Origin of the sequence: Xanthomonas euroxanthea (genome assembly GCF_900476395.1) — a bacterium.
Classification (GTDB): domain Bacteria; phylum Pseudomonadota; class Gammaproteobacteria; order Xanthomonadales; family Xanthomonadaceae; genus Xanthomonas; species Xanthomonas euroxanthea.
Genome location: NZ_UIHB01000002.1, coordinates 174,501 through 199,653, shown reverse-complemented (window position 1 = coordinate 199,653; position 25,153 = coordinate 174,501). Strand labels below are relative to the sequence as shown.

Genomic DNA, 25,153 nt, shown 5'->3' with positions numbered 1-25,153 from the left:
ATCAGGTGCCCATGACCAACAAAACCTAGCGCACGCAGGGTTACCAGACCAGGTCGTCGGGCACCTGATACTGGGGGTCGGCATACGGGTCTTCGCCTGCCGGCGCATTCGGGTCCACCTTCAATGCCACCGATGGCGCGAACACCGCTTCGGCTTCTGCCAGTACCTCGGCGGTGACCAACAGATAGCGGCCGTTGAGCTGCAGCACACCCAGCTCACCGGCGTTGAGCGCCTTGAGCTGATCGGCAGTCACGTAGATACGCTTGATCTTGCCGCCATACGGGAAATGCCGGGCGATGTCCGCCTCGGCATGGTTCAGCCCCTTGTCCTTGAGCAGCTCTTCGAGCTTGGCCTTGGCTTCGCGACGCAGGCGTGCTTCTTCCTGCTTCAGCCGCTCGGCTTCGATGCGCTCGTCCTTCTCGCGCTGCGCACGGATCGCATAGGCCTTGGCCAGATCGATGTCTTCGCGCGTGCGTGCCGGCCTGGGTCCGCGACGCTCGGCAGTGGGCTGCTGCGGACGCGGCGATGCCGCCGGCTTGCCATCGTTACGACGCTCGGGCCGGCCATCGTGTTTGCGCTCGACCCTGCCGTCGGTCGCCGCAGCGGCATGCGGCCGCTGCGGTCCCCTGCCCTGGCCGCCCGGCTTGTTGCCGCCGGGCGCAGGCCTGCCACCGTTGCCATGTTGACGCGCGGCAGGCCGTGCGTCGGGTTTGCGTTCGGGCTTGGGCGCGGACTTGAAGCCCAACCCAAGCAACTGGTCACGTAAGGTATCGCTCATGGCGGTGGCAATCTGCAATCAATAGTGCGGAGGCGGCGGTTCATCCGCAGCGTCGGCAAACAACGTGGAGCGCACCTTGCCCAGATCCTCGAGCAGGTGGCGGATCAGCTCGGCGTTGCGGGCGCCCGTCAAACGGGCGTCCGCAAGTGCTTCACTCAGTTCGTTGAGCGCCTGCTCTTGAAAGGACAGGCGCGTTTCCAGTTCAACCAACCGCGCGTCCAGTTCCTGGTCGCGCGGCGAGAGTTGCTCATGCATGCAACGAACGGCCTCGTCCGATGGCGTAGTAGGCCAGACCTGCGGCTTCGATTTCCTGCGGGTCGTAAAGGTTGCGACCGTCGAACACGACGTCGTCCTTCAAGGCCTGCTTGATCTTGCCGAAATCCGGGCTGCGGAACTGCTTCCACTCGGTGACCACGACCAGGGCATCGGCGCCTTCCAGCGCGGCAAATGCCTCGTCGCAGAAGGTCAGGTCGTCGCGCTCGCCGAAGATGCGCTTGGCTTCATGGGTCGCTTCCGGGTCGTAGGCACGCACGGTGGCACCGGCTTCCCACAACTGCTCCATCAAACGCCGGCTGGACGCGGCACGCATGTCGTCGGTATTGGGCTTGAATGCCAGGCCCCAGACCGCGAAGGTCTTGCCGGCAATGCTGCCGGTGCCTTCGGCGCCGTAATGACGCTGCACCAGTTCGAACAGGTGACCCTTCTGCGCATTGTTGACGCTTTCCACCGCGTTGAGCAGGGTCGGCTCCATGCCGTACTGCTCGGCGGTCTTGGCCAATGCCTGCACATCCTTCGGGAAGCACGAGCCGCCATAGCCGGCGCCGGGATAGATGAAGTGCCAGCCAATGCGCGGGTCCGACCCGATGCCGTTACGCACGTGCTCGACGTCCGCACCGACACGCTCGGCAATGTTGGCGATCTCGTTCATGAAACTGATCTTGGTCGCCAGCATCGCGTTGGCCGCGTACTTGGTCAGCTCGGCCGACCGTACGTCCATCTCCACGATGCGATCCCGGTTGCGGTTGAACGGCGCATACAGACGGCGCATGCGTGCAATGGCCGCCGGCTTCTTGGCACCAATGACGATGCGGTCCGGACGCATGCAGTCGGCCACGGCGTCGCCTTCCTTGAGGAACTCGGGGTTGGAGACCACGTCGAATTCATGGTCCAGGCCGCGTGCGTCCAGCTCTTCCTGGATCGCGACCCGCACCTTGTCGGCAGTGCCGACCGGCACGGTGGACTTGTTGACGACCACCGACGGGCCGTCGATATGCCGGCCGACGGTACGCGCAACCGCCAGCACGTACTGCAGGTCGGCACTGCCATCCTCGTCCGGGGGCGTGCCCACGGCGATGAAGGTGATTTCGCCGTGCGCAATCGCCTCGGCCGCATCGGTGGTGAAGCGCAACCGGCCAGAGGCGTGGTTGGCTTTCACCATCGGCTCCAGGCCGGGTTCATAGATGGGAATCACCCCACGATTGAGACCATCAACTTTCGCCTGGTCGATATCCACGCAGATAACGTGATGACCTACTTCCGCCAGACAGGTACCGGTGACAAGACCAACATAGCCGGTACCAAAGATCGCAACTCGCATGGGTGGGGGTACTCCTGTGGGGGATCAGGGAAGGATACCCATCAGTTCGACATCGAACGTCAACGTTGCGTCTGGTCCGATCGGCCCCCCCTGCGTGCCGTTCGGGCCATAGGCCAAGTTGGATGGAATCCAGAAACGATACTTCGAACCGACCGGCATCAAGGCGACGCCCTCGGTCCAACCTGCAATGACTTGATTCAGACCGAACTCGGCCGGCTGGCCGCGCTGGTACGAGCTGTCGAAGACCTGCCCGTTGAGCAGCTTGCCTTCGTAGTTCACGCGCACCGTGTTGGTGGGCATCGGACGCTCGCCGCTGCCCTGGCGCAGCACCATGTACTGCAGGCCCGATGCGGTGGTGATCACGCCCTTTTCGGTCTTGTTCTTGGCCAGGAAGGCATTGCCTTCCTCGCGGTTCTTGGCACCGGCAGCGCCCTGCTTGGCAGAGGCGAACGCCTGCATGGTGGCCGCGGCTTCCTGCTGGGTCAGGCGCGTGGTGTCCTTGGCGAACACGGTGCGGACGGCTTCCATCAGGATCGACAGGTCGATCTCGTCCTTGATGCCGGCCAGCGAGGGACCGACTGCGCGATCGCCCAGCATCAGGCCGACATTTTCCTTGGACGGCGCGGCCGGCGCGCTGCCCGGGGCCATGCCCGGAACCTGCTGCCCGTTACGTGCCGCCAGCGCGGTGCGCAATGCGGTATCGGTGGCCTGGGTCTGCTCGTCGGACAACAGCGGCTTGCCGCCCTTGAATGCATTCTCGATGGCGCGTTGCAGTGCGCTCACATCGATGTCCTGGGCAATCGGCTCGAACGAACGTGCCACATCCATACCGATGGCGTAGCTGACGTTGTCGCGCGTGCTCTTCTCAGACGATGCATTCAAAACTGGCTTCTCCTTGGTGGCCGCTGCGGCCGGTTGCTGCGACATCGCCGGCATCGATGCCGACAGTGCCACCATCAGTAGCGACGCCGCCGCGCCGCGCTTTCCCATCTTCATTCGATGCACTTCCCGAAAGTGAAAAGACACGCCGACGCCGGCGCTGAATGCGCATTGTCGCATGTGCGCGTGGCGTTGCGAGCGCCGCGCTCAGCGCGACGGCGCGTTGAGCTCGCGTTCGATTGCCGCCAGCACGCTCGGATCATCCGGTTTGATCTTGCTGGGGAACTGCGCCACCACGCGTCCATCGCGACCAATCAGATACTTGTGGAAGTTCCAGCCCGGCGCCACGCCCGTGGCCTGCGTCAACCGCTGATACAGCGGTGTGGCCTGCGCGCCCAGCACGTGCACCTTCTCAAACATCGGGAACTTGACGCCATAGGTCAGCGTGCAGAATTCCTGGATCTGCTTCTCAGATCCCGGTTCCTGCCCCTGGAAATCGTTGGACGGAAAGCCCAGCACCGAAAAACCGCGACTGCCGAAGCGCTGGTTCAGCGCCTCCAGCCCTTCGTACTGCGGGGTGTAGCCGCATTTGCTGGCGGTGTTGACCACCATCAGGACCTTGCCGCCGTAGGTACGGTTCAGGTTGATTGGCGCCTTGCCGGCCAGCGGCCGGTAGTCCAGATCCAGCACCGGCGCGCCTGCGGCCAGCGCCGCGGCGGAAAAAAAGCCAGCGAATACAACCACCAGCAGACGTTTGAGCAACATGGGCGATCCCTTTCGATAGGTCCGGGCCACCCGCGGGTGCGGGGTGCCATCAGTTGGGTATGACAGGCAGTTGACTGCCTGCGTGTCGGTGTTATAGTTGAATACAACACCAGTCATCCAACGCAGGGGGAAAGCATGAACAGCACACGCTTCACGCGACCAGCTCCATTGCTGCTGTTCGGCAGCGCCCTGTTCGTCATTGGTTGCCTGGGAGCCGCTTCCAGTCAGGTTACGGAGTCCGGCGCCGATTATGGCGTGTCGGAGGCGGTTACGGAAAACGCGACGACTCCCCCCGAAGCGCGCACCCGGCCCGGCCGGCACCTGCGCGCTTCGCTGTCGATGCCCTATTTCTCCTTCGCGCAGGTCCTGCGTCCACGGAGCTGACCATGAACGACATCCAATGGAGCGACGGCGCTCCCATCTACCGCCAACTCAAGGAACGGGTGATTGCCATGATGCTCGATGGAATCCTCAAGCCGGGCGACGCCCTGCCCTCGGTACGGCAGGTGGCGGCCGACTACCAACTCAACCCCATCACCGTCTCGCGTGCCTACCAGGAACTGGCCGACGAGAACCTGGTGGAGAAACGCCGCGGCCTGGGCATGTTCATGACCCCGGAGGCCGCGCAGAAATTGCGCGGCAGCGAACGCGAGCGTTTCCTGAATGAAGAATGGCCCGCGGTGCTGGAACGCATCCAGCGCCTGGGACTGTCCATCGACGATCTGTTGCCACAGGGAAAAACACCATGACCGCCGTCTCCTCCGACCATGTGGTCGACGCACGTGGCCTGCGCAAGGCCTACAAGCATCGGCTCGCGCTGGACAACACCAGCTTCACCATCGCGGCCGGGCGCATCGTCGGCCTGATCGGCCCCAACGGCGCCGGCAAGACCACCGCGCTCAAGGCGGTGCTGGGGCTGACCGATTTCGACGGCGAGCTGAGCGTGCTCGGCATGGATCCGCGCACCCAGCGCAACGCGCTGATGAACGAGGTCTGCTTCATCGCGGACGTGGCAGTGCTGCCACGCTGGCTGCGGGTTGGCGAGGCGATCGACTTCGTCGCCGGCGTGCATCCGCGCTTTGATCGCGCCAAGTGCGAACGTTTCCTGGCCAATACGCAGCTCAACCGCAAGTCGCGGGTGCGCGAACTGTCCAAGGGCATGATCGTGCAGCTGCACCTGGCACTGGTGATGGCCATCGACGCGCGCATCCTTGTGCTGGACGAGCCCACCCTGGGCCTGGACATCCTGTATCGCAAGCAGTTCTACCAGCGCCTGCTGGAGGACTACTTCGACGAGCAGAAGACCATCATCGTCACCACCCACCAGGTCGAGGAAATCGAACACATCCTCACCGATGTGATGTTCATCCGCGACGGCCGCATCGTGCTGACCGCCGACATGGAGAACGTGGCCGAGCGTTACACCGAAGTGCTGGTAGGTGCCGAACATCTCGACGCCGCCAGAGGCCTGCAGCCGATCGACGAGCGCGGCCTGCCGTTCGGCAAGACCGTGATGCTGTTCGATGGCGTGCCCAAGGCGCAGCTCGCCCGTTTTGGCGAAACCCGCAATCCCGGCCTTGCCGACCTGTTCGTTGCGGTCATGAAGGGGACCTACGCATGAAGACACTCACCCACCAAGCTTCTCCCGCACGCACGTTCGGCTGGCTGCTCAAGCGCGAGTACTGGGAACACCGCGGCGGTTTCGTCTGGGCGCAGGTCATCACCGGCGGCATCGCGGTGTTCTTCGCGCTGCTGGGCGCGGTGATCGGCGCGATCAGCGCGCGTCGCAACATGATCGGCGACAGCATCACGATGGACGATCTGGCCGAATACACGCGCACGCTGGGCCAGGTCGGCGACGGCCTGCTGCTGGGCGGCATCGGGATCGCCTCGGTGGTGCTGGCATTCGTGGTGTTCTTCTATTCGCTGGGCAGCCTGTACGACGACCGCCGCGACCGCAGCGTGCTGTTCTGGAAGTCGCTGCCGGTATCCGATGTGCAGACGGTGCTGTCCAAGGCGGCCTGGGCGTTGTTGCTGGCGCCGCTGATCGCCATCGCGATCGGCGTGCTGGTCGGCCTGGCGCTGTGGCTGATCGCCATCGTGGGCGCCTCGATCGCCGGCGTCCCCAGCCCCTGGGCACTGGCAACCCATTCGCACCCCTTCTCGCTGCTGTGGCTGTTGCTGAAGACCGTGCCGATGAGTCTGCTGTGGGCGTTGCCGACCGTGGGCTGGCTGATGTTCTGCTCGGCCTGGGCCACCAGCAAGCCGTTCCTGTGGGCGGTGCTGTTCCCGCTGCTGGCCTGCGTGATGTTGAGCATCCTCTCGGCGATGCCGGGTGTCTCGCTGCCGATCGGCTGGATCTGGTACATCGTCGGCTACCGCGGCCTGCTCAGCGCCCTGCCCGGCACCTGGTCACCACGTGCGGTCAGCGGCAACCTCGACAGCAGCGCGATGCAGAACCCCAGCGACCTGGTGCAGTGGGCGCTGCAGCACACCAACAGCGCACTGGTCTACGGCAATCCGGACATCTGGATCGGCGCCGCCATCGGCGTGGTGCTGATCGCGGCCTCCATCTACCTGCGCCGTCGGCGCTCCGAAGCCTGAAGGACATCCCATGCGTCGTCTGCTGAGTCTGGCCATCCTGTGCGCAGTGCCCGGCGCTGCGTTTGCCGAGGAGCAATGCACATTCTCCGAACCGCGCAGCCTGGAGTTGAAACTGAGCGGAGTGAAGTCGGTGCTGTTCGAGGTCGCCTCCAACGACCTGCATCTGGACGCCGCGCCAGGCAACGGCGGCCGTCTGAGCGGCCGCGCCTGTGCCGCCAGGGCCGACCTGCTCGAGGGCCTGACGGTCACCCAGAAGCGCGTCGGCGACAAGCTGGTGGTGACGCTGGCCGATGACCGCCCGTCGCGCATCTCCATCGGCGACAGCTACGCGTACCTGGACCTGCGTGGCAACGTGCCGGACTCGCTGCTGGTGCAGTTCGACGTGGGCTCCGGCGACGCCGAGATCAGCGGCGCGGCTGCAGTGAGTGCCGATGTCGGCTCCGGCGACATGGCCATCCACCGCACCAAGGGCCGGGTGACCGCCAAGGTCGGTTCCGGCGACATCGAACTGGAGGACATGGGGGCATTGCGCGTGCTGGCAGTCGGCTCCGGCGATCTCAAGGCGCGCCGGATTCGCGGCGCGGCCGAGGTCGGCAAGGTCGGCTCCGGCGACGTCAAGCTGCGCGGCGTTGCCGGCCACGTCAAGCTCGGCACGGTCGGCTCCGGCGATGTCGATATCGGCGATGTGCAGGGCGATGTCGGCGTGGAAGCGGTCAACTCCGGCGCCCTGAGCGTGCACAAGGTGCGCGGCGACGTCAGCGTCGCGCGCAAGGGCAGCGGCGACATCGACGTCAGCGATGTTGCCGGCACCACCCGCGTACCGACCGACAACTGACCACTGCCTTGACCATTCCTGAGGGGGACTGCTGATGAAACTGTTGATTTGTGCGGTATTGGCGGGTGCGCTGCTGGTCGGTTGCGGCAAGTCCGAACCCACCGTCGTGGTATCGGGCAAGGCCAACGCGCGCGGGGTGAGCTTCAACGGCAAGAGCCTGACGCTCCACCGCGACGGTCTGCCTGCCGCCACCATCGGCGCGGATGGCGCGCTCAGCGTCGCCGGCAAGCCGGTGAGCCTGAACGATGCGCAGCGCCAGGCGATGCGCACTTTCTATGTGCAGATCCAGGGCGTCGCCGAAAAAGGCATCGACATCGGCACGCAGGGCGCGGCCTTCGGTGCGCACGCCGCCGGCGAAGCGCTCAAGGGCGTGCTCAGCGGCAACACCGACCAGATCGGCGACAAGATCCAGGCGCAGGCGGAAACCTTCAAACACAATACGATGCAGATCTGCGACCAGCTGGCCACGCTGCGCAACGCGCAGGACGCCGCCGCGCAACTGGTGCCGGCATTCGCGCCGTACTCGACCCTGACCCAGCACGACGTCGACGACTGCCGCAAGTAAGCGCGGCACCGACCGCCGCTGCGCCCCCATCGACGGGCGCAGCGGCGGACCGGAACCGGCTGGAGCGTCGTGTCGATTCTGCGCGCACGCCAGGCAACCGATACCGGCCTGCGACATCTTGTCAGCGGCGCCATGTGCCGCCGGCACTGATCGGCTGCCGGAGCGGGATTACACTAATGCGCTCCCCAGACCCCAGCGACCCCATGAACAAGTTCGTGATGCTTTGCATGGCGCTCCTGCTATGCGCCCTGACCGCCTGTGGCGACCATTCGTCGCGGCGCGCCGAACGCGGCAAGCCGCGCGTTGCCATCACCACCCAGTCGGTGATGATCCGCCGCCCACCGGCCGCCAATGCGGAAATCACTCCGGACGGCACGCTGAAGATCGACGATATCGCACTGCCGCAAAAGGAACCGACGCGCGCCAAATTGCAGTTGCTGTTCGGGCACCTGCAGATGCTGCGCCAGCAGGCCGTCAACGAGGCCGGCGCGGATCCGGAGTACAAGTCGATCAAGCTGACCGCTACGCCGGAGATCCAGCGGCTCAGCGGCGAATTACTGGACGAGATCCCGTCGCTGCAACCGTATCGCGAGAGCTTCGGCAACGTGCAGGCCGAGCGGCACTGAGTGCTGGCGACGCCGCAGACTCGCGCAAGCCCGTGTAGGAGCGCACCTGGGCGCGACGGGGCTGTATCGACAACGCCCGTCGCGCCCAAGTGCGCTCCTACACACACACGCTGTCAGTGATCAGCCACCGCCGCCACTGCTGCCGGCCTGGATGCCACCACGCGTCAGCGCGGCCGGGTCCAGCAAACGGCGCAGATCCGCCTCAGTAAGCCCGCTGTCTTCCAGCGCCACGTCCAGTACCGGGCGCTGTTCCTTGTAGGCACGCTTGGCGATCGCGGCGGCCTTTTCGTAGCCGATGATCGGATTGAGCGCGGTGACCAGGATCGGATTGCGGTCCAGCGCCTCGCGCACGCGCTCCTGGCGCACCTTCAAGCCGGCAATCGCGCTGTCGGCCAGCAGCCGCGACACATTGCCCAGCAGGTTGATCGAATCCAGCAGGTTGTAGGCGATCAGCGGCAGGGTCACGTTCAACTGGAAGTTGCCGGTCTGCCCGGCCACGGTAATCGCCGTATGGTGGCCGATGACCTGCGCGCAGGCCATCACGGTGGCTTCGGGAATCACCGGATTGACCTTGCCCGGCATGATCGAACTGCCCGGCTGCAACGCCGGCAGCTCGATCTCGCCCAGCCCGGCCAGGGGGCCGGCATTCATCCAGCGCAGATCATTGGCGATCTTGATCAAGGCCACCGCCAGCGCATTGAGCTGGCCGGACAACTCCACCGCATCGTCCTGCGCGGCCAGGCCTTCGAACTTGTTGTCGGCACTCTCGAACTTGACCTTGCTCAAGCCCGACAGGGCCTTGGCCACCTTGCCGCCGAAACGCGGATCGGCATTGATGCCGGTGCCGATCGCGGTGCCGCCCAGCGGCAGCCGCCGCAGGCGCTTGAGGGAATCGTCGATGCGCTCCTGCGCCGAACTCAGCTGCGCCGACCATGCACCGAATTCCTGGCCGAAGGTCAGCGGCATCGCATCCATCAGATGCGTGCGCCCGGTCTTGACGACCTTTTCCAGCCCCTTGGCGCGCTTGTCGATGGTCTTGCGCAGATGCTTGAGCGCCGGTTGCAGGTGTTCCTGCACCGCAAGCAGCGCAGACACGCGGATCGCGGTGGGGACCACGTCGTTGGAACTCTGCCCGAGATTGACGTGATCGTTGGGATGCACCGCGTCCTTGCCGGCGCGCGTGGCCAGCGTGGCGATCACCTCGTTGGCATTCATGTTGGACGAGGTGCCCGAGCCGGTCTGATAGACATCGATCGGGAACTGCGCGTCATAGGTGCCGTCGGCCACCTGCAGCGCCGCGTCCTGCACGGCCTTGCCGATCGACTTGGGCAGCAGCCCGAGCTCGGCGTTGACGCCGGCCGCGGCGGCCTTGATCAAGCCCAGCGCGCGGATGAAGCCGCGCGGCATCGGCTGGCCGGAGACCGGAAAATTCTGCACGGCACGCTGGGTCTGCGCGCCCCACAAGGCATCGGCGGGCACCTGCAATTGCCCCATGCTGTCGTGTTCGGTCCTGAAACGTTCGCTCATCTGCACTCTCCGCACATGGTTGGTCTGTGGTGATGGATGGCTGGCAGCGGGCGCACCCACGCTGGCGAGACTGCCTACGATACTCGCTCGCGGCGTTGCGACCGTGTCGTCGCAAGCCGTGGGCTAGACTGCCCATCGATCCATACGAGGTACCACGCTGCCATGGGCGACGACCCTGACTGTAGCAACGCATTGTTTGTGTCCTTGCTGCCCGCACACCGCCCGACCCCTCACGCGCAACGGCGGACACGCGGCATGACCGCCGCTGCACGGCACCCAGGCCGACGCCATGCTCGGTAATGTGCTGCTGTTGTTGGTCGCGTTGCTGCTGGTGCTGTTGAACGGCTTCTTCGTGGCCGCCGAGTTCGCGCTGGTCAAGCTGCGCCACACGCAGGCGGTGGGCCTGGCGCAAACCAACGGGTGGCGTGGGCGTTTGTTGCTCGGGGTGCATGCGCACCTGGATGCCTACCTGTCGGCCTGCCAGCTCGGCATCACGCTGGCCTCGCTCGGCCTGGGCTGGGTCGGCGAGCCGGCGTTTGCGCACCTGCTGCAGCCGCTGTTCGACAGCGCCGGCCTGTCGCCGGAAGCGGCGCAGTTCACCGCGCTGGCGATCGCCTTCAGCCTGATTTCGTTCCTGCACATCGTGCTGGGCGAACTGGCGCCCAAGACCATGGCGATACGCCGCCCGGAGCGGATGTCGCTATGGACCGCCGCGCCGCTCTACGTGTTCTATTGGCTGATGTATCCGGCGATCTGGGTGCTCAACACCAGCGCCAACCGCTTGTTGCGGGTGCTTGGCTGGGGCGATGTGGAACATCAGTCGCATCGCTATTCGCGCGAGGAGCTGATGCTGATCGTCGGCCGCCAGGATCCGAACGCGGCCACGCCCGATCACGGGCTGGCCCTGATGAGCCACGCGCTGGAATTGCCCGACCTGGTCGCCGGCGACCTGATGCGCCCGCGCGAGCACATGCGCAGCCTGCGCGAGGGCATGACGCTGGAATCGGTGCTGGCCGAGTTCAGCGAGTCGCGCTACAGCCGCTACCCCTGGTTCGACGCCGATGGCGAGCAGGTGCTGGGCATCCTGCATACCAAGGATCTGCTGGTGGCGATGGCGCGCAGCCAGGACCTGGACGATCTGCGTCCGTTGCTGCGCCCGCCGACCCTGCTGACGCTGGAAACCCCGATCCCCAGCGCGCTGGAGCAGTTCCGCACCGGCACCACCCATCTGGCGCTGTGTGTGGAAGACCAGGGCCGCATCCTGGGCTTCTTCACCCTGGAAGACCTGCTGGAGGTGGTGGTCGGCGAGATCGAGGACGAGCACCGCCACGTGGTGCGCGACGCCCCGATCCGCAGCCAGGACGGCTCGCTGCTGGTGGCCGGCAGCACCTCGATCTTCCGCCTGGAGCGCCTGCTCGGCCGGGACCTGAGCGCGCCGGACCACGTCAATTCGGTCGGCGGGCTGATCGTGCACCGGCTGCAGCGGCTGCCCGAAGAAGGCGAGACCCTGGAACTGGACGGCCACGCATTGACGGTGCGGCGCATGGCCGGGCACCGGATCCAGGCGATCACGGTGCGGCCGATCGGCGAAGCCGGCGCCGGGGCGGCGTAGAATACGCACCCCCGCCAGCCTCCCAGTGCCCTGCCCATGTCGGATTCCGCCCTGCTCGCCCTGTCCCCGCTCGACGGCCGCTACGCTTCCAAAGTGGATGCGCTGCGCCCGATCTTCTCCGAATACGGCCTGATCAGGGCACGGGTCAAGGTCGAGATCGAATGGCTGCTGGCACTGGCGGCCGAGCCGGGCATCGCCGAGTTGGCGCCGTTCTCGGCCGCCGCTACCCAGACCCTGCGCCGCCTGGCCGACGATTTCAGCGTGAGCGACGCCGCACGCGTCAAGCAGATCGAGCGCACCACCAACCACGACGTCAAGGCGGTGGAGTACTTCATCAAGGAACAGCTCAAGGACGATGCCGAGCTGGGCCCGGCGCTGGAATTCGTGCATTTCGCCTGCACCAGCGAGGACATCAACAACCTCAGCTACGGCCTGATGCTGGAGCAGGCACGCCGCGAGGTGCTGCTGCCGACGCTGGACGGCATCATCGCCACGCTGCGCACCCTCGCCCATGCCCAGGCCGGCCAGCCGATGCTCTCGCGCACGCATGGCCAGACCGCCTCGCCCACCACGCTGGGCAAGGAAATCGCCAACGTGGTCGCGCGCCTGGAGCGTCAGCGCAAGCAGATCGCCGCGGTCGAGCTGACCGGCAAGATCAACGGTGCGGTCGGCAACTACAACGCGCACCTGGTGTCGTACCCGGAGCTGGACTGGGCCGCGTTCGCGCAGCGCTTCGTCGAGAGCCTGGGCCTGGTGTTCAACCCCTACACCACCCAGATCGAGCCGCACGACAACGTGGCCGAGATCGGCGACGCCAGCCGTCGCGTCAACACCATCCTGATCGACCTGTCGCGCGACATCTGGGGCTACATCTCGCTGGGCTACTTCAAGCAGAAGCTCAAGGAGGGCGAAGTCGGCTCCTCGACCATGCCGCACAAGGTCAACCCGATCGACTTCGAAAATGCCGAAGGCAATTTCGGCATCGCCAACGCCTTGTTCGAGCATTTCTCGGCCAAGCTGCCGATCAGCCGCTGGCAGCGCGATCTCACCGACTCCACCGTCCTGCGTGCGCTCGGTACCGCATTCGGCCACACCCAGGTCGCGCTGGATTCGCTGGCCAAGGGCCTGGGCAAGCTGACCGTCAATCCGCAGCGCCTGGATGCGGACCTGGACGCGGCCTGGGAAGTGCTGGCCGAAGCCGTGCAGACGGTGATGCGTCGCCACGGCCTGCCCAACCCGTACGAACAGCTCAAGGCATTGACCCGCGGCCAGGGCATCACCGCCGCGTCCATGCAGGCCTTTGTCGAGAGCCTGCAGCTGCCGGAGCAGGACAAGCAGCGCCTGCGGGCGCTGACGCCGGGCGCTTACACCGGCCTGGCCGAGCAGCTGGCGCGCACGATCTGAACCAGCGGCAGTCAACGACCGGCATCGCGACGTTCCATCCAGCCGTCAGGAGGAGTGCCATGGCATTGCGCTCACTGCTGTCCGTGTCCCTGCTGGCATCGGTCGCCTGCGGGAGGCAGGCCGCTGCCGCTTCCACCGCTGCCGCGTCGCAAGCGCTGGCAGGCGTGTCGACCACACGGTTGCATCGGTGCCTTCGCCCAGCGACAGCCAGCTCGCCATCCACTGACCCGCCGATGCCGGCATCCCCCGTGCATGCCGGCCACGCATGGCAGGCACAGGTGCACTGAAATCTCCGCCACAGCAGCCAGCAAGGCATCGCATGGCGGGCTGGGCGACAATAAGCCACTCCGCCGGCCGCACAGCGCCGGCCCTCCTGTCGGACCCGTGACATCATGAAAAAGACCGCCGCAAAAAAGATCGCCGCCAGGAAAGGCGCGCCGCTGCCCTTCGAGGTCCACGCCACCGGCGACCAGCCCCTGGGCATGCCGGTCGAGCGCTTCCTGCGCAACTACTGGCACAAGCACCCGCTGCTGATCCGCAACGCGTTTGCGGACTTCCAGTCCCCGCTGCAGCCCGAAGACCTGGCCGGCCTGGCCTGCGAGGACGGCGTGCTGGCACGCCTGATCAGCCACGACCGCGCCACCGACGGCTGGGACGTACGCACCGGCCCGTTCCAGGAAACCGACTTCCCCGGCCTGCCCGACCATGACTGGACCCTGCTGGTACAGGACGTGGACAAGTGGGACGCCGACGTGCGCGCGCTGCTGGAACAGTTCCGCTTCGTGCCGCGCTGGCGCATCGACGACATCATGATCAGCTTCGCCGCCACCGGCGGCTCGGTCGGCGCGCATGTCGACCATTACGATGTCTTCCTGCTGCAGGGCCAGGGCCACCGCCGCTGGCAGATCGACGCCCGCGCGCAACAGGGCCGCAAGGCCGCGCCGCTGGCGTTCCGCGACGATGTCGAGCTCAAGCTGCTGCGCGACTTCAAGCCCACCCACGACTGGGTGCTGGGCCCGGGCGACATGCTGTACCTGCCGCCGCTGGTGCCGCACCACGGCGTGGCCGAGGACGCCTGCCTGACCTTCTCCATCGGCACCCGCGCGCCGTCGTCGGCCGAGCTGATCGGCGACTATCTGGATACGCTGATCGCCGATGCCGACGAGGCCGTGCGCTATCACGACGAAGACCTCAAGGTGCCGGCCGACCCGTACGAGATCGACGTCACCGCGATGAACCGCGTGGTCGAAGCGCTCAACGCCCTGCGCATGAACGACCCGGATCGGCTGGGCGACTGGTTCGGCCGCTTCATGACCACCTACCGCGCCTCCGGCGACGTGGTGCCGGCCCCCGAACCGATCCCGCGCGAGGCGGTCGAGCAGGCGCTGGAAGAAGGCGTGCTGCTGCACCGTCACCCCTGGTCGCGGCTGGCCTGGCGGCGCGCCAAGCGTGGCGCCACCCTGTTCTGCAGCGGCCTGGAGTTCGCGCTGTCGGCCAAGGACGCCGCGCGCCTGGCCGCGGCCGAAGAGATCGACGGCACGCTGTATGCGCAGTTGTCCAACCGCGGCCGCGAGGTGGTGCTGGAGCTGCTGGCGCAGGGCCACTACCAGCGCGCCCACGAGGACGCGGAAGACGACATCCAGGACATCGACGACGACCAGGCCCATGGCCTGAGCCTGTCGGCAGACCAGGACGACGCCGAGGCCGACGCGCCGGATGCAGACGACGAGATCGACGCGGAGGCCGACGTCGAGCAGGTCGCCGATACCGCCGACGGCCCGACCCAGGCTGATGAGGACGAACCAGCTGCCGACGCCGACCAGGACGACGACAGCGAGCTCGCCGACGACGCGGCAACGGACGCTGGCGACGACGGGTCCGACAACCGCGCATGAGCCCCCAGGCCGGCCCGCAGATCGTCTCGCTGGACCCGGCGTCCGACGCCGCGGCCCTGCGTGCGCTGCGCCTGGCCTGCGGCAGCGGCGACAGCGGCGCTGCCGAATGGGACGCACTGGACCCGCTCAGCCTGCACCTGGCCCTGCGCAGCGAGGACGGCCAGCTGATCGGCTCGGTGCGACTGACCGCGGATCGGCGCATCGACAGGCTCGGCATCCTGCCGGGCTGGCGCCGCCGCGGCCTGGCCGACCAGTTGCTCGCAGCCGCCGTCGCCACCGCGCAACAACGCGGCTGGCCCGGCCTACGGGCCCGCGTCAATGCAGATGCGGGGGCGGTGTTCGCACGCCTGGGCTTCCTGCCGGACACCTCTTCCGACCCGCATCCCGATCGCGCCGCAACGGCGGGCGATCGGCCTGACGGGCCGTTGCACCGCCGTCTCGACGGCCCGATGGCGGTGGACGACCTGCGCGCGGCGCAGGCCGCCACCACCGGCCTGCTGTGCGCCGCACGCCGCCAGGTCCTGATCTATACGCGGGCACTGGATCCGCCGCTGTTCGACAACGCCGCAGTGCTCGATGCGCTGCGCCGCTTCGCCACCGCCCGCCACGACAAGCGCGTGCAGGTGCTGGTGCAGGACACCGCCATTGCCAGCGCCAGCAGCAGCGCGCTGCTGCGGCTGGCCCAGCGCCTGCCCAGCGTGTTCCGCTTCCGCGCGGTCAGCGATCCGGTCGACAGCAGCTATGCGTCGGCCTATGTGGTGGGCGATGACGCCTACTACTTTCGTCCAACAGGCCATCGCTTCGACGATGGCGAAACCTGGCTGTCGGGCGCGGCGCGCAGCCGCCAGCTGGAGCGCGAATTCGCGCAGATATGGGAGCGCAGCGCGCTCTGGAACGAACCGCGCGCACTCGGCATCTGAGACCGCAGCGCCTTTCGCACCTGGGCGCCAGGCGGCCGCACCTACCCGCTCGGTCAGCTTGCAGACGCCCCCTCACTGGCGCAAGGGGGTATAATTTTTCGAGATTTGAGACCGACCGATGGGGCATCTCGCCCTGCCGCTTCCGCACAATCATCCCCACAGCAGACCCGACTTACCATCGTGGATAATCTCCTAAAGCAGTTCGCACAGTCATCGCAGCTCGCCGGCGGCAACGCCGCCTATATCGAGGATCTGTACGAGCAGTACCTCGTCGCCCCGGACAGTGTCGACCCGAAGTGGAAGAGCTATTTCGATGGCTTCAAGGGTCGCGATGCCGGTGATGTGCCGCACTCGGCGGCCATTGCCCACATCCTCGCCGCCTCCAAACAGGCCGCCAATGCCAGAACCGGCGCAGGCGCCAGTGACGAGCGCGAGCGCAACGTCGGCCGCCTGATCACCGCCTATCGTGCGCGTGGTCACCTCGGCGCGCGGCTCGACCCGCTCGGCCTGACCCCGCCGGTCAACCCGCCCGATCTGGACCTGCCATTCCACAGCCTGTCGCAGGCGGATATGGACAGTGAGTTCAGCACCGGCGGCGTCGGCGGCCAGCCGCGCATGAAGCTGAAGGATCTGCTGACCCGCCTGAAGGCGACCTACGCCAGCACCATCGGCGCAGAGTTCATGCACATCCAGGAGTTCGACCAGCGCCAGTGGATCTACAAGCGCCTGGAAGATGCCGGCGGCAAGATCGCCGGCGACGCGGCCAGCCGCAAGCGCACGCTGGAGCGGCTCACCGCCGCCGAAGGCCTGGAGCGCTACCTGCACACCAAGTACGTCGGCCAGAAGCGCTTCTCGCTGGAAGGCGGCGACGCGCTGATCCCGATGATGGACGAGATCATTCGCCAGTCCGGCAACGATCAGGTCAAGGACATCGTGATCGGCATGGCCCACCGCGGTCGCCTCAACGTGCTGGTCAATACGCTGGGCAAGAACCCGCGCAAGCTGTTCGACGAGTTCGAAGGCAAGTTCGAGCACGCCCACGACGACCGCGCGCACACCGGCGACGTCAAGTACCACATGGGCTTCTCGGCCGACATCGCGGTCGGTGGCGACAAGCAGGTGCATCTGGCACTGGCATTCAATCCCTCGCATCTGGAAATCGTCGACCCGGTCGTGGTCGGCAGCGTGCGGTCGCGCCAGGAACGCTTCGGCGATGCCGAGCGCAAGACCGTGCTGCCGATCCTGATCCACGGCGATGCCGCATTCGCCGGCCAGGGCGTGGTGATGGAGCTGTTCCAGATGTCGCAGGCGCGCGGTTTCGCGGTCGGCGGCACCGTGCACATCGTGGTCAACAACCAGATCGGTTTCACCACCAGCGCCCGCGACGACGCCCGCTCCACGCTGTACTGCACGGACGTGGCCAAGATGATCGGCGCACCGGTCTTCCACGTGAACGGCGACGACCCGGATGCGGTGATGTTCGTGTCCAAGCTGGCCTACGAATTCCGCCAGCAGTTCAAGAAGGACGTGGTCATCGACCTGGTCTGCTACCGCCGTTGGGGCCATAACGAGGCCGACGAGCCGGCAGCGACCCAGCCGGTGATGTACCAGACCATCCGCAAGCACAAGACCACCCGCGAGCTGTACGCCGCCAAGCTGGAAAGCGACGGCGTGCTGAGCGCCGACGAGGCCAAGGCGCTGGTCGACGGCTACCGCAACAAGCTCGATTCGGGCGAATACACCACCGAGCTGGCGACACGCAAGCCGGACGAATTCGCCATCGACTGGTCCAAGTACCTGGTCGGCACCGCTGCCGATCCGGTCGACACCCGCGTCAAGCGCGAGCAGCTGGATCGTCTGGCCAAGCTGATCACCACGATCCCGGAAGGCGTGGAGCTGCATGCCCGCGTGGCCAAGATCTACGAAGACCGCGTCAAGATGGCCGCCGGCGACCAGGCCGGCGACTGGGGCTTTGCCGAGAACCTGGCCTACGCCACCTTGCTGGCCGAAGGCCACAAGCTGCGCCTGGTCGGCCAGGACGCCGGTCGCGGCACGTTCTTCCACCGTCACGCGATCCTGCATGACCAGAAGACCGACAGCTACTACCTGCCGCTGCGCCAGCTGGTGCAGAACCCCGAGGACGCCACCATCATCGACTCGCTGCTCAGCGAAGAAGCGGTGATGGGCTTCGAGTACGGCTACTCCACCACCGACCCGAATGCGCTCTGCATCTGGGAAGCGCAGTTCGGCGATTTCGCCAACGGCGCGCAGGTGGTGATCGACCAGTTCATCGCCGCCGGCGAAGCCAAGTGGGGCCGCATCGCGGGCCTGTCGCTGTTCCTGCCGCACGGCTACGAAGGCCAGGGCCCGGAGCACAGCTCCGCGCGTCTGGAGCGCTTCCTGCAGCTGTGCGCGCTGGAGAACATGCTGGTCTGCGTGCCGACCACCCCGGCGCAGTGCTTCCACATGATCCGCCGGCAGATGCGCATGACCACCCGCAAGCCGCTGGTGGTGATGACGCCCAAGTCGCTGCTGCGCCACAAGTTGGCGGTGTCGAGCCTGGAAGAACTGGCCGAGGGCGAGTTCCAGCATCTGATCCCCGACGCCAAGGCCGATGCCCGCAAGGTCAAGCGCGTGGTGCTGTGCTCGGGCAAGGTCTATTACGACCTGCTCGAAGACCAGACCAAGCGTGGCCAGGACGACGTCGCCATCCTGCGCGTGGAGCAGCTGTATCCGTTCCCGCGTGCGCAGCTGGCCGCCGAGCTCAAGGCCTATGCCAACGCCACCGACGTGGTGTGGTGCCAGGAAGAACCGCAGAACCAGGGTGCGTGGTATCAGATCCGCCACCACCTGAACTTCTGCCTGGCCAGCGGCCAGAGCCTGCATTACGCCGGCCGTGCCCGTTCGCCCTCGCCTGCCGCCGGCCATATGGCCGACCACATCGTCGAACAGCAGAAGCTGGTCGCCGATGCGCTACTCAATCCGTTCAACGACCAAGTCGCTGAATAACTCCTCTTCCCCAAAGAACGAAAACCCTAGGACGCTCCCCGAATGGCCACCGAAGTCAAAGTTCCGGTACTGCCCGAATCCGTTTCCGACGCCACCATCGCCAGCTGGCACAAGAAGGCCGGTGAAGCGGTCAAGCGCGACGAGAATCTGGTCGACCTGGAAACCGACAAGGTCGTGTTGGAAGTTCCTTCGCCGGTCGACGGCGTGCTGAAGGAAATCAAGTTCGAAGCCGGCAGCACCGTCACCAGCAACCAGATCCTGGCGATCATCGAGGAAGGCGCCGTGGCTGCGGCCGCACCGGCCGAGGAGAAGAAGGCCGATGCACCGGCACCGGCACCTGCCGCTGCTGCACCGGCCGCCGCGCCGGCCCCGGCTGCCGCCGCTGCGCCGGCTGCTGCCTCCAAGTCGGCCGCCGATGCGCTGCCCCCGGGTGCGCGTTTTTCCGCGATCACCCAGGGCGTGGATCCGGCCCAGGTCGAAGGCACCGGCCGTCGTGGCGCGGTGACCAAGGAAGACATCGTCAACTTCGCCAAGGCCGGCGGCGTGGGCAAGGCGTCCGGCGCCCGTCCGGAAGAGCGCGTGCCGATGACCCGCGTGCGCAAGACCATCGCCAAGCGCCTGATGGAGTCCAAGAACTCCACCGCGATGCTGACCACCTTCAACGAAGTGAACCTGGCCAAGGTGTCGGCCGCACGCAAGGAACTGCAGGACGAGTTCCAGAAGGCGCACGGCATCAAGCTCGGCTTCATGAGCTTCTTCGTCAAGGCCGCCGCCAACGCGCTGCAGCGCTTCCCGCTGGTCAACGCCTCGATCGACGGCGACGACATCATCTATCACGGCTACAGCGACATCTCGATCGCCGTCTCCACCGACAAGGGCCTGGTCACGCCGGTGCTGCGTAACGTCGAGCGCCAGTCGTTCGCCGACGTCGAGCAGGGCATCGCCGACTACGCCGCCAAGGCGCGCGCCGGCAAGCTGGGCCTGGACGACCTGCAGGGCGGCACGTTCACCATCACCAACGGCGGCACCTTCGGCTCGCTGCTGTCCACCCCGATCATCAACCCGCCGCAGAGCGCCATCCTGGGCATGCACGCGATCAAGGAACGTCCGATCGCCGAGAACGGCCAGGTCGTGATCGCACCGATGATGTACCTGGCGCTGTCCTACGACCACCGCATCATCGACGGCAAGGATTCGGTGCAGTTCCTGGTCGACATCAAGAATCAGCTGGAAAACCCGGGCCGGATGTTGTTCGGTCTGTAAGAGCCGGGAATCGGGAATGGAGATTGGGGAATGGGCAAGCACCCATCGACCGCTCCATTCCCGCCTTGACTCGGATGGGACGCGAGCGGCGCATGCGCTGTTGCGATTCCCCATTCCCTACTCCCCATTCCCGTGAGCAAATGAAATGAGCGAACAATTCGACGTCGTCGTCATCGGTGCCGGTCCGGCCGGTTATCACGCTGCGATTCGCGCGGCCCAGCTGGGCATGAAGGTGGCCTGCATCGACGCGGCCATCGGCAAGGATGGCAAGCCTGCACTGGGCGGCACCTGCCTGCGCGTGGGCTGCATTCCGTCCAAGGCGCTGCTGGATTCCTCGCGCCAGTTCTGGAACATGGGCCACCTGTTCGGCGACCACGGCATCAGCTTCAACGACGCCAAGATGGACGTGCCCACCATGATCAGCCGCAAGGACAAGATCGTGAAGCAGTTCACCGGCGGCATCGCGATGCTGTTCAAGGCGAACAAGATCACCCCGTATTACGGCTTCGGCCAGCTGCTGCCGGGCAACATCGTCAAGGTCGCCCAGCACGAAGGCGGCGAGATCGAGCTCAAGGGCACCAACGTGATCCTGGCTCCGGGCTCAGAATCGATCGAGTTGCCGTTCGCCAAGTTCGAAGGCGACACCATCGTCGACAACGTCGGCGGCCTGGATTTCACCGCCGTTCCCAAGCGTCTGGCAGTGATCGGCGCCGGCGTGATCGGCCTGGAGCTGGGCAGCGTGTGGAAGCGCCTGGGCGCCGAGGTCACCATCCTCGAGGCACTGCCTGACTTCCTGGCGCTGGCCGATGCCGAAGTGGCCAAGACCGCGCTGAAGGAATTCAAGAAGCAGGGCCTGGACATCAAGCTCGGTGCCAAGGTCAGCAAGACCGAGATCACCGGCAGCGGCGATGCCAAGCAGGTGGTGGTCAGCTACACCGACGCTGCCGGCGAGCAGACCCTGACCGTGGACAAGTTGCTGGTGGCCGTGGGCCGCAAGGCCGCGACCAAGAACCTGCTGGCCGAGGGCACCGGCGTCAAGCTCAACGAGCGTGGCCAGATCGAAGTGGACGGACATTGCCACACCGGCGTCGATGGCGTGTGGGCGATCGGCGACTGCGTGCGCGGCCCGATGCTGGCGCACAAGGGCTTCGAGGAAGGCATCGCGGTGGCCGAGCTGATCGCCGGCCTGCCCGGCCACGTCAACTTCAACACCATCCCGTGGGTCATCTACACCGAGCCGGAGATTGCCTGGGTCGGCAAGACCGAGCAGCAGCTCAAGGCCGAAGGCGTCGCCTACAAAGCCGGCAGCTTCCCGTTCGCGGCGATCGGCCGTGCGGTGGCCATGGGCGAGCCGGCCGGCTTCGTCAAGGTCATCGCCGACGCCGAGACCGACCGTGTGCTGGGCATGCACCTGGTCGGCGTGGGTGTCTCCGAGCTGGTGCACGAAGGCGTGCTGACGATGGAATTCAACGGCTCGGCCGACGACCTGGCACGCATCTGCCACGCGCACCCGACGCTGTCCGAGGCGGTTCACGATGCCGCGATGGCAGTGAGCAAGCGCGCGATCCATAAGGCTAACTAAGCCGGGAATCGGGAGTGGGGAATCGGGAATCGTAGAAGCATTCCCATTACCTCACTCCTCATGCTGACGCCGGACTTAGGTCCGGCGTCATGCGTTCTGGCTTCCGCTGTGCTTCGACCCATTCCCTATTCCCAACTCCCGATTCCCGTTCCCATGAAAAGCATCTGCGTCTACTGCGGCTCCAATGCCGGCAACAAACCCGCCTACGCCGAGCGTGCCACTGCGTTGGGGCAGCGCATCGCCGAGCAGGGACTGCGGTTGGTGTATGGCGGGGGCAACGTCGGCCTGATGGGCACCGTGGCCAATGCGGTGCTGGCAGCCGGTGGCGAGGTGACCGGCGTGATTCCGCAGCAGCTGGCCGATTGGGAAGTGGCGCACCGTGGGCTGACCACGCTGGAAATCGTCGGCTCCATGCATGCGCGCAAGATGCGCATGTTCGAGCTGTCCGATGCGTTCGTCGCCCTGCCCGGCGGCTTCGGCACCATGGAAGAGATCTTCGAGATGCTGACCTGGCGGCAGCTGGGCATCGGCAACAAGCCCTGTGCGTTTCTGGATATCGAAGGCTTTTACGCGCCGCTGATCGGCATGATCGACCGCATGGTGGAAGAGCGCTTCCTGCATCCGGACCAGCGCACCGACCTGTGGTACGGCGCCGACATCGAGCAGATGCTGGAGTGGATGCAGCACTACACGCCGGCGCAGGCCTCCAAGTGGATCGACGAGAAGCGCCGCTCCACCCTGGTATAAAACGGCAGCGCCTGCGCTCACCGCACCCCCGGGGACTGCGCGCGCCCATCGCGCGCCCAGCCCGTCTCAATGCATCATCGAACACCCTCGATCTGCCGGCTTGCAACGGCAGTCACGACGGCCGCAGCGTCCGGCACGACCGGCTCGCATAGAATGGCGACGATGCTCGATACCCTCGCCGCTGACGCGCACCACAGCCTGGACATCAAGCACAGTCGCTTTGTGGCCAATGCTGCGGCACTGGACTCTCCCGCGCAGGCGCTGGAGATCGTGCAGCGCGTGTCCGTCGCCGATGCCACCCACAATTGCTGGGCCTATCGCTACGGGCAGGACTACCGGTCCAGCGACGATGGCGAGCCCAGCGGCACCGCCGGGCGGCCAATCCTCGCGGCCATCGATGGCCAGGGCTACGACCGCGTGGTCGTGGTGGTCACCCGTTGGTATGGCGGCATCAAGCTCGGTGCGGGCGGTCTGGTGCGTGCCTACGGCGGCACCGCAGCCGAATGCCTGCGGTTGGCGACGCGACAGCCGTTGATTGCGTTGTCGCTGCTTGATCTGCAGTGTCAGTTCGACGACCTGGGCGTGGTGCATGCTGCCTTGAGCGCCTTCCGCGCCGACAAGCTGGATGAACGTTTCGACGCGCAGGGCGCCGCGCTGCGCGTGCAACTGCCTGCCGATCAACTGGCCAGCTTGAAAACACGCCTGTGCGACGCCACTCGCAACCGTGTCCATCTCTCATCACCGGAAGCCGCATGAACCAGCCAGCCGCCGCCAGGCCCAACCCATTGCGGAAGCTTGGCAGCCTGCGCACCCTGTGGCCGTTCGTGCAGCGCCAGCGTGGCCTGTTCGCCGCCTGGCTGATCGCGTTGGCCATTTCCTCGGCCGCCACATTGAGCTTGCCGGCGGCAGTCAAGCAGATGATCGACCATGGGTTTTCCGGCGGCTCGCAGATCAACCACGCCTTCGCGCTGCTGTTCGCCGTGGCGGTGGTGCTGGCGGTGGCAACGGCCGCGCGCTTCTATTTCGTCGCGCTGCTGGGCGAAAAGGTGGTCGCCGATCTGCGCGGCCGCCTGTATGCGCATCTGATCGGGCTGGACGCCGGCTTTCATGATCGCAGCCGCAGTGGCGAGCTGGTGTCGCGGCTGTCGGCCGACAGCGAGCTGCTGCGCGGGGTGATCGGCACCACCATGTCGGTGGCGCTGCGCAGCTCGGTCACGGTGATCGGCAGCATGGTGATGCTATTCGTCACCAGCCCGCGGCTGGCCGGCTTCACCCTGATCGGCATTCCGCTGGCGGTGCTGCCGATCGTGCTGGGCGCACGCCGCCTGCAGAAGATCTCGCGCGCCAGCCAGGACCGCGTGGCCGATGCCAACACGCTGGCGGCCGAAACGCTGGGCGCGGTGCGCACCGTGCAGGCGCATGCGCGCGAGCGCTACGAGAGCCAGCGTTTCAGCCAGGCCCTGTTCGCCGCGATCGATACCGCGCGGCTGCGCATCCGCACCCAGGCCATGGTCACTGCGGTGGCGATCATGCTGATCTTCGGCGCCATCGTCGGTGTGCTGTGGCTGGGCGCGCACGATGTGATCGCCGGACGCATGACGCCCGGCACGCTGGGACAGTTCGTGCTGTACGCACTGATCGGCGGCGGCTCGGTGGGTGCGCTGGCCGAGGTCTGGAACGAGTTGCAGCGCGCGGCCGGCGGTATGGGCCGGGTCGGCGAATTGCTCGACGAGCAGCCGGCGATCGTCGCGCCGGCCACGCCGCAGCCCTTGCCGCAGCCGCTGCGTGGTGCGATCCATTTCGACCAGGTGGTATTTCATTATCCGCAGCGCCCCGATGCGCCGGCGCTGGACGGCTTCGACCTGCATGTCCATCCGGGCGAAACCGTGGCGCTGGTCGGGCCCTCCGGTGCCGGCAAGAGCACGGTGCTGGCGATGTTGCTGCGCTTCCACGACCCGGTCAGCGGCAGACTGCGCATCGACGAGGTGGACCTGCGCCAGACCGACCCGGTGCTGCTGCGCGAACGGATTGCATTGGTGCCGCAGCAACCCACGTTGTTTGCCGCCAGCGCCGCCGACAACATCCGCTACGGGCGTCTGGACGCCAGCGACGCGGAGGTGCAAGCCGCCGCGGCGGCCGCCGAGGCCGATGGGTTCATCCGCGCCCTGCCGCAGGGCTACGCCAGCGAACTCGGCGAACGCGGCACGCGCCTGTCGGGCGGCCAGCAACAGCGTGTGGCGATCGCGCGCGCCCTGCTCAAGGACGCGCCGATCCTGCTGCTGGACGAGGCCACCAGCGCGCTGGATGCGCAGAGCGAACGCGCGGTGCAGCAGGCGCTGGACCGCTTGATGGAAGGCCGCACCACGCTGGTCATCGCCCATCGCCTGGCCACCGTGCTCAAGGCCGACCGCATCGTGGTGATGGAGGCCGGCCGCATCGTCGCGCAGGGCACGCATGCGCAATTGATCGCCGAAGGCGGCCTGTACGCCGAACTGGCGCGGCTGCAGTTCATCGATCAGTGACGCCTGGGTGACACCGGCATGTG

At 66.4% G+C, this 25,153-nt stretch carries 23 protein-coding genes; 17 read left to right on the top strand and 6 right to left on the bottom strand.

Features of this window, described 5'->3' with window-relative positions; genetic code table 11:
• Window positions 1-40 precede the first annotated feature (40 nt).
• The 5 genes from CPBF1521_RS07955 to CPBF1521_RS07935 all read right to left on the bottom strand — a co-directional run bounded on the left by CPBF1521_RS07955 (window position 41) and on the right by CPBF1521_RS07935 (window position 4,019).
• Window positions 41-778 (bottom strand): DUF2058 domain-containing protein, encoded by a 738-nt coding sequence (locus tag CPBF1521_RS07955; RefSeq protein ID WP_326519906.1) that lies wholly within the window; start codon window positions 776-778, stop codon window positions 41-43.
• An 18-nt stretch (window positions 779-796) separates the two neighbouring features.
• A complete protein-coding gene (locus CPBF1521_RS07950; RefSeq protein WP_024939344.1) occupies window positions 797-1,033 on the bottom strand; it encodes a SlyX family protein in 237 nt (78 codons plus the stop codon).
• On the bottom strand, window positions 1,026-2,375 hold the full coding sequence (locus CPBF1521_RS07945) for a UDP-glucose dehydrogenase family protein (RefSeq protein WP_104582757.1): 1,350 nt from the start codon (window positions 2,373-2,375) through the stop codon (window positions 1,026-1,028). Before CPBF1521_RS07945 ends, CPBF1521_RS07950 begins: the two co-directional genes overlap by 8 nt.
• Window positions 2,376-2,399: 24 nt before the next feature.
• Complete coding sequence (locus CPBF1521_RS07940) at window positions 2,400-3,371, bottom strand: FKBP-type peptidyl-prolyl cis-trans isomerase (RefSeq protein WP_181901157.1); 972 nt, start codon at window positions 3,369-3,371, stop codon at window positions 2,400-2,402.
• A 90-nt stretch (window positions 3,372-3,461) separates the two neighbouring features.
• Window positions 3,462-4,019: a glutathione peroxidase gene (locus CPBF1521_RS07935; protein WP_104648406.1), complete on the bottom strand. Its 558-nt coding sequence runs from the start codon at window positions 4,017-4,019 to the stop codon at window positions 3,462-3,464.
• A gap of 135 nt (window positions 4,020-4,154) precedes the next feature.
• Here CPBF1521_RS07935 and CPBF1521_RS07930 point away from each other — a divergent pair, with 135 nt between their 5' ends.
• The 7 genes from CPBF1521_RS07930 (at window position 4,155) to CPBF1521_RS07900 (ending at window position 8,649) form a co-directional block, all read left to right on the top strand.
• Window positions 4,155-4,403 carry a hypothetical protein gene (locus CPBF1521_RS07930; RefSeq protein ID WP_104582755.1) on the top strand — a complete coding sequence of 83 codons (249 nt, stop codon included), beginning with the start codon at window positions 4,155-4,157 and terminating at the stop codon, window positions 4,401-4,403.
• Window positions 4,404-4,405: 2 nt separating this feature from the next.
• Complete coding sequence (locus CPBF1521_RS07925; RefSeq protein WP_003483692.1) at window positions 4,406-4,768, top strand: GntR family transcriptional regulator; 363 nt, start codon at window positions 4,406-4,408, stop codon at window positions 4,766-4,768.
• Window positions 4,765-5,640, top strand: a complete 876-nt coding sequence (locus CPBF1521_RS07920; protein ID WP_104574111.1) for an ABC transporter ATP-binding protein — start codon at window positions 4,765-4,767, stop codon at window positions 5,638-5,640. The genes CPBF1521_RS07925 and CPBF1521_RS07920 overlap by 4 nt, the downstream gene beginning before the upstream one ends.
• A complete protein-coding gene (locus tag CPBF1521_RS07915; protein WP_115676652.1) occupies window positions 5,637-6,623 on the top strand; it encodes an ABC transporter permease in 987 nt (328 codons plus the stop codon). The genes CPBF1521_RS07920 and CPBF1521_RS07915 overlap by 4 nt, the downstream gene beginning before the upstream one ends.
• Before the next feature lie 10 nt (window positions 6,624-6,633).
• On the top strand, window positions 6,634-7,458 hold the full coding sequence (locus tag CPBF1521_RS07910) for a DUF4097 family beta strand repeat-containing protein (protein WP_115676651.1): 825 nt from the start codon (window positions 6,634-6,636) through the stop codon (window positions 7,456-7,458).
• Between the two features lie 34 nt (window positions 7,459-7,492).
• Window positions 7,493-8,023: a DUF2884 family protein gene (locus tag CPBF1521_RS07905; protein ID WP_115676650.1), complete on the top strand. Its 531-nt coding sequence runs from the start codon at window positions 7,493-7,495 to the stop codon at window positions 8,021-8,023.
• A 203-nt stretch (window positions 8,024-8,226) separates the two neighbouring features.
• Window positions 8,227-8,649 (top strand): hypothetical protein, encoded by a 423-nt coding sequence (locus CPBF1521_RS07900; RefSeq protein WP_167765057.1) that lies wholly within the window; start codon window positions 8,227-8,229, stop codon window positions 8,647-8,649.
• Window positions 8,650-8,769: 120 nt separating this feature from the next.
• Here CPBF1521_RS07900 and CPBF1521_RS07895 read toward each other — a convergent pair whose 3' ends face one another.
• Window positions 8,770-10,176: a class II fumarate hydratase gene (locus tag CPBF1521_RS07895; protein ID WP_115676648.1), complete on the bottom strand. Its 1,407-nt coding sequence runs from the start codon at window positions 10,174-10,176 to the stop codon at window positions 8,770-8,772.
• A gap of 289 nt (window positions 10,177-10,465) precedes the next feature.
• On the opposite strand from CPBF1521_RS07895, the gene CPBF1521_RS07890 reads away from it, so the two are divergent.
• The 10 genes from CPBF1521_RS07890 to CPBF1521_RS07845 all read left to right on the top strand — a co-directional run bounded on the left by CPBF1521_RS07890 (window position 10,466) and on the right by CPBF1521_RS07845 (window position 25,130).
• Window positions 10,466-11,788 (top strand): hemolysin family protein, encoded by a 1,323-nt coding sequence (locus CPBF1521_RS07890; RefSeq protein WP_104582748.1) that lies wholly within the window; start codon window positions 10,466-10,468, stop codon window positions 11,786-11,788.
• 36 nt (window positions 11,789-11,824) lie between these two features.
• Window positions 11,825-13,192 carry an adenylosuccinate lyase gene (gene purB, locus CPBF1521_RS07885; protein ID WP_115676647.1) on the top strand — a complete coding sequence of 456 codons (1,368 nt, stop codon included), beginning with the start codon at window positions 11,825-11,827 and terminating at the stop codon, window positions 13,190-13,192.
• A 416-nt stretch (window positions 13,193-13,608) separates the two neighbouring features.
• Complete coding sequence (locus CPBF1521_RS07880; protein WP_181901204.1) at window positions 13,609-15,087, top strand: ribosomal protein uL16 3-hydroxylase; 1,479 nt, start codon at window positions 13,609-13,611, stop codon at window positions 15,085-15,087.
• On the top strand, window positions 15,084-16,007 hold the full coding sequence (locus tag CPBF1521_RS07875) for a GNAT family N-acetyltransferase (protein ID WP_115676645.1): 924 nt from the start codon (window positions 15,084-15,086) through the stop codon (window positions 16,005-16,007). The genes CPBF1521_RS07880 and CPBF1521_RS07875 overlap by 4 nt, the downstream gene beginning before the upstream one ends.
• A gap of 180 nt (window positions 16,008-16,187) precedes the next feature.
• Window positions 16,188-19,016, top strand: a complete 2,829-nt coding sequence (locus CPBF1521_RS07870; protein WP_115676644.1) for a 2-oxoglutarate dehydrogenase E1 component — start codon at window positions 16,188-16,190, stop codon at window positions 19,014-19,016.
• Between the two features lie 42 nt (window positions 19,017-19,058).
• Window positions 19,059-20,279, top strand: a complete 1,221-nt coding sequence (gene sucB / locus CPBF1521_RS07865; RefSeq protein WP_115676643.1) for a dihydrolipoyllysine-residue succinyltransferase — start codon at window positions 19,059-19,061, stop codon at window positions 20,277-20,279.
• A gap of 145 nt (window positions 20,280-20,424) precedes the next feature.
• Window positions 20,425-21,861, top strand: coding sequence for a dihydrolipoyl dehydrogenase (gene lpdA, locus CPBF1521_RS07860; protein WP_115676642.1), 1,437 nt, complete (start codon window positions 20,425-20,427; stop codon window positions 21,859-21,861).
• A gap of 153 nt (window positions 21,862-22,014) precedes the next feature.
• A complete protein-coding gene (locus tag CPBF1521_RS07855) occupies window positions 22,015-22,608 on the top strand; it encodes an LOG family protein (protein ID WP_104582741.1) in 594 nt (197 codons plus the stop codon).
• A gap of 153 nt (window positions 22,609-22,761) precedes the next feature.
• Window positions 22,762-23,364 (top strand): IMPACT family protein, encoded by a 603-nt coding sequence (locus CPBF1521_RS07850; RefSeq protein WP_181901155.1) that lies wholly within the window; start codon window positions 22,762-22,764, stop codon window positions 23,362-23,364.
• Window positions 23,361-25,130: an ABC transporter transmembrane domain-containing protein gene (locus tag CPBF1521_RS07845; protein WP_104648392.1), complete on the top strand. Its 1,770-nt coding sequence runs from the start codon at window positions 23,361-23,363 to the stop codon at window positions 25,128-25,130. Before CPBF1521_RS07850 ends, CPBF1521_RS07845 begins: the two co-directional genes overlap by 4 nt.
• Window positions 25,131-25,153 lie beyond the last annotated feature (23 nt).

Excerpts from the sequence above, each read along its gene's own strand:
- sucB (WP_115676643.1), top strand. The coding sequence starts at position 19,059 with ATGGCCACCGAAGTCAAAGTTCCGGTACTGCCCGAATCCGTTTCCGAC.
- lpdA (WP_115676642.1), top strand. The coding sequence starts at position 20,425 with ATGAGCGAACAATTCGACGTCGTCGTCATCGGTGCCGGTCCGGCCGGT.
- CPBF1521_RS07950 (WP_024939344.1), bottom strand. The coding sequence starts at position 1,033 with ATGCATGAGCAACTCTCGCCGCGCGACCAGGAACTGGACGCGCGGTTG.
- CPBF1521_RS07850 (WP_181901155.1), top strand. The coding sequence starts at position 22,762 with ATGGCGACGATGCTCGATACCCTCGCCGCTGACGCGCACCACAGCCTG.
- CPBF1521_RS07925 (WP_003483692.1), top strand. The coding sequence starts at position 4,406 with ATGAACGACATCCAATGGAGCGACGGCGCTCCCATCTACCGCCAACTC.
- CPBF1521_RS07890 (WP_104582748.1), top strand. The coding sequence starts at position 10,466 with ATGCTCGGTAATGTGCTGCTGTTGTTGGTCGCGTTGCTGCTGGTGCTG.
- CPBF1521_RS07920 (WP_104574111.1), top strand. The coding sequence starts at position 4,765 with ATGACCGCCGTCTCCTCCGACCATGTGGTCGACGCACGTGGCCTGCGC.
- CPBF1521_RS07915 (WP_115676652.1), top strand. The coding sequence starts at position 5,637 with ATGAAGACACTCACCCACCAAGCTTCTCCCGCACGCACGTTCGGCTGG.
- CPBF1521_RS07900 (WP_167765057.1), top strand. The coding sequence starts at position 8,227 with ATGAACAAGTTCGTGATGCTTTGCATGGCGCTCCTGCTATGCGCCCTG.
- purB (WP_115676647.1), top strand. The coding sequence starts at position 11,825 with ATGTCGGATTCCGCCCTGCTCGCCCTGTCCCCGCTCGACGGCCGCTAC.
- CPBF1521_RS07855 (WP_104582741.1), top strand. The coding sequence starts at position 22,015 with ATGAAAAGCATCTGCGTCTACTGCGGCTCCAATGCCGGCAACAAACCC.
- CPBF1521_RS07905 (WP_115676650.1), top strand. The coding sequence starts at position 7,493 with ATGAAACTGTTGATTTGTGCGGTATTGGCGGGTGCGCTGCTGGTCGGT.
- CPBF1521_RS07895 (WP_115676648.1), bottom strand. The coding sequence starts at position 10,176 with ATGAGCGAACGTTTCAGGACCGAACACGACAGCATGGGGCAATTGCAG.
- CPBF1521_RS07955 (WP_326519906.1), bottom strand. The coding sequence starts at position 778 with ATGAGCGATACCTTACGTGACCAGTTGCTTGGGTTGGGCTTCAAGTCC.
- CPBF1521_RS07875 (WP_115676645.1), top strand. The coding sequence starts at position 15,084 with ATGAGCCCCCAGGCCGGCCCGCAGATCGTCTCGCTGGACCCGGCGTCC.
- CPBF1521_RS07935 (WP_104648406.1), bottom strand. The coding sequence starts at position 4,019 with ATGTTGCTCAAACGTCTGCTGGTGGTTGTATTCGCTGGCTTTTTTTCC.
- CPBF1521_RS07945 (WP_104582757.1), bottom strand. The coding sequence starts at position 2,375 with ATGCGAGTTGCGATCTTTGGTACCGGCTATGTTGGTCTTGTCACCGGT.
- CPBF1521_RS07845 (WP_104648392.1), top strand. The coding sequence starts at position 23,361 with ATGAACCAGCCAGCCGCCGCCAGGCCCAACCCATTGCGGAAGCTTGGC.
- CPBF1521_RS07930 (WP_104582755.1), top strand. The coding sequence starts at position 4,155 with ATGAACAGCACACGCTTCACGCGACCAGCTCCATTGCTGCTGTTCGGC.
- CPBF1521_RS07910 (WP_115676651.1), top strand. The coding sequence starts at position 6,634 with ATGCGTCGTCTGCTGAGTCTGGCCATCCTGTGCGCAGTGCCCGGCGCT.
- CPBF1521_RS07940 (WP_181901157.1), bottom strand. The coding sequence starts at position 3,371 with ATGAAGATGGGAAAGCGCGGCGCGGCGGCGTCGCTACTGATGGTGGCA.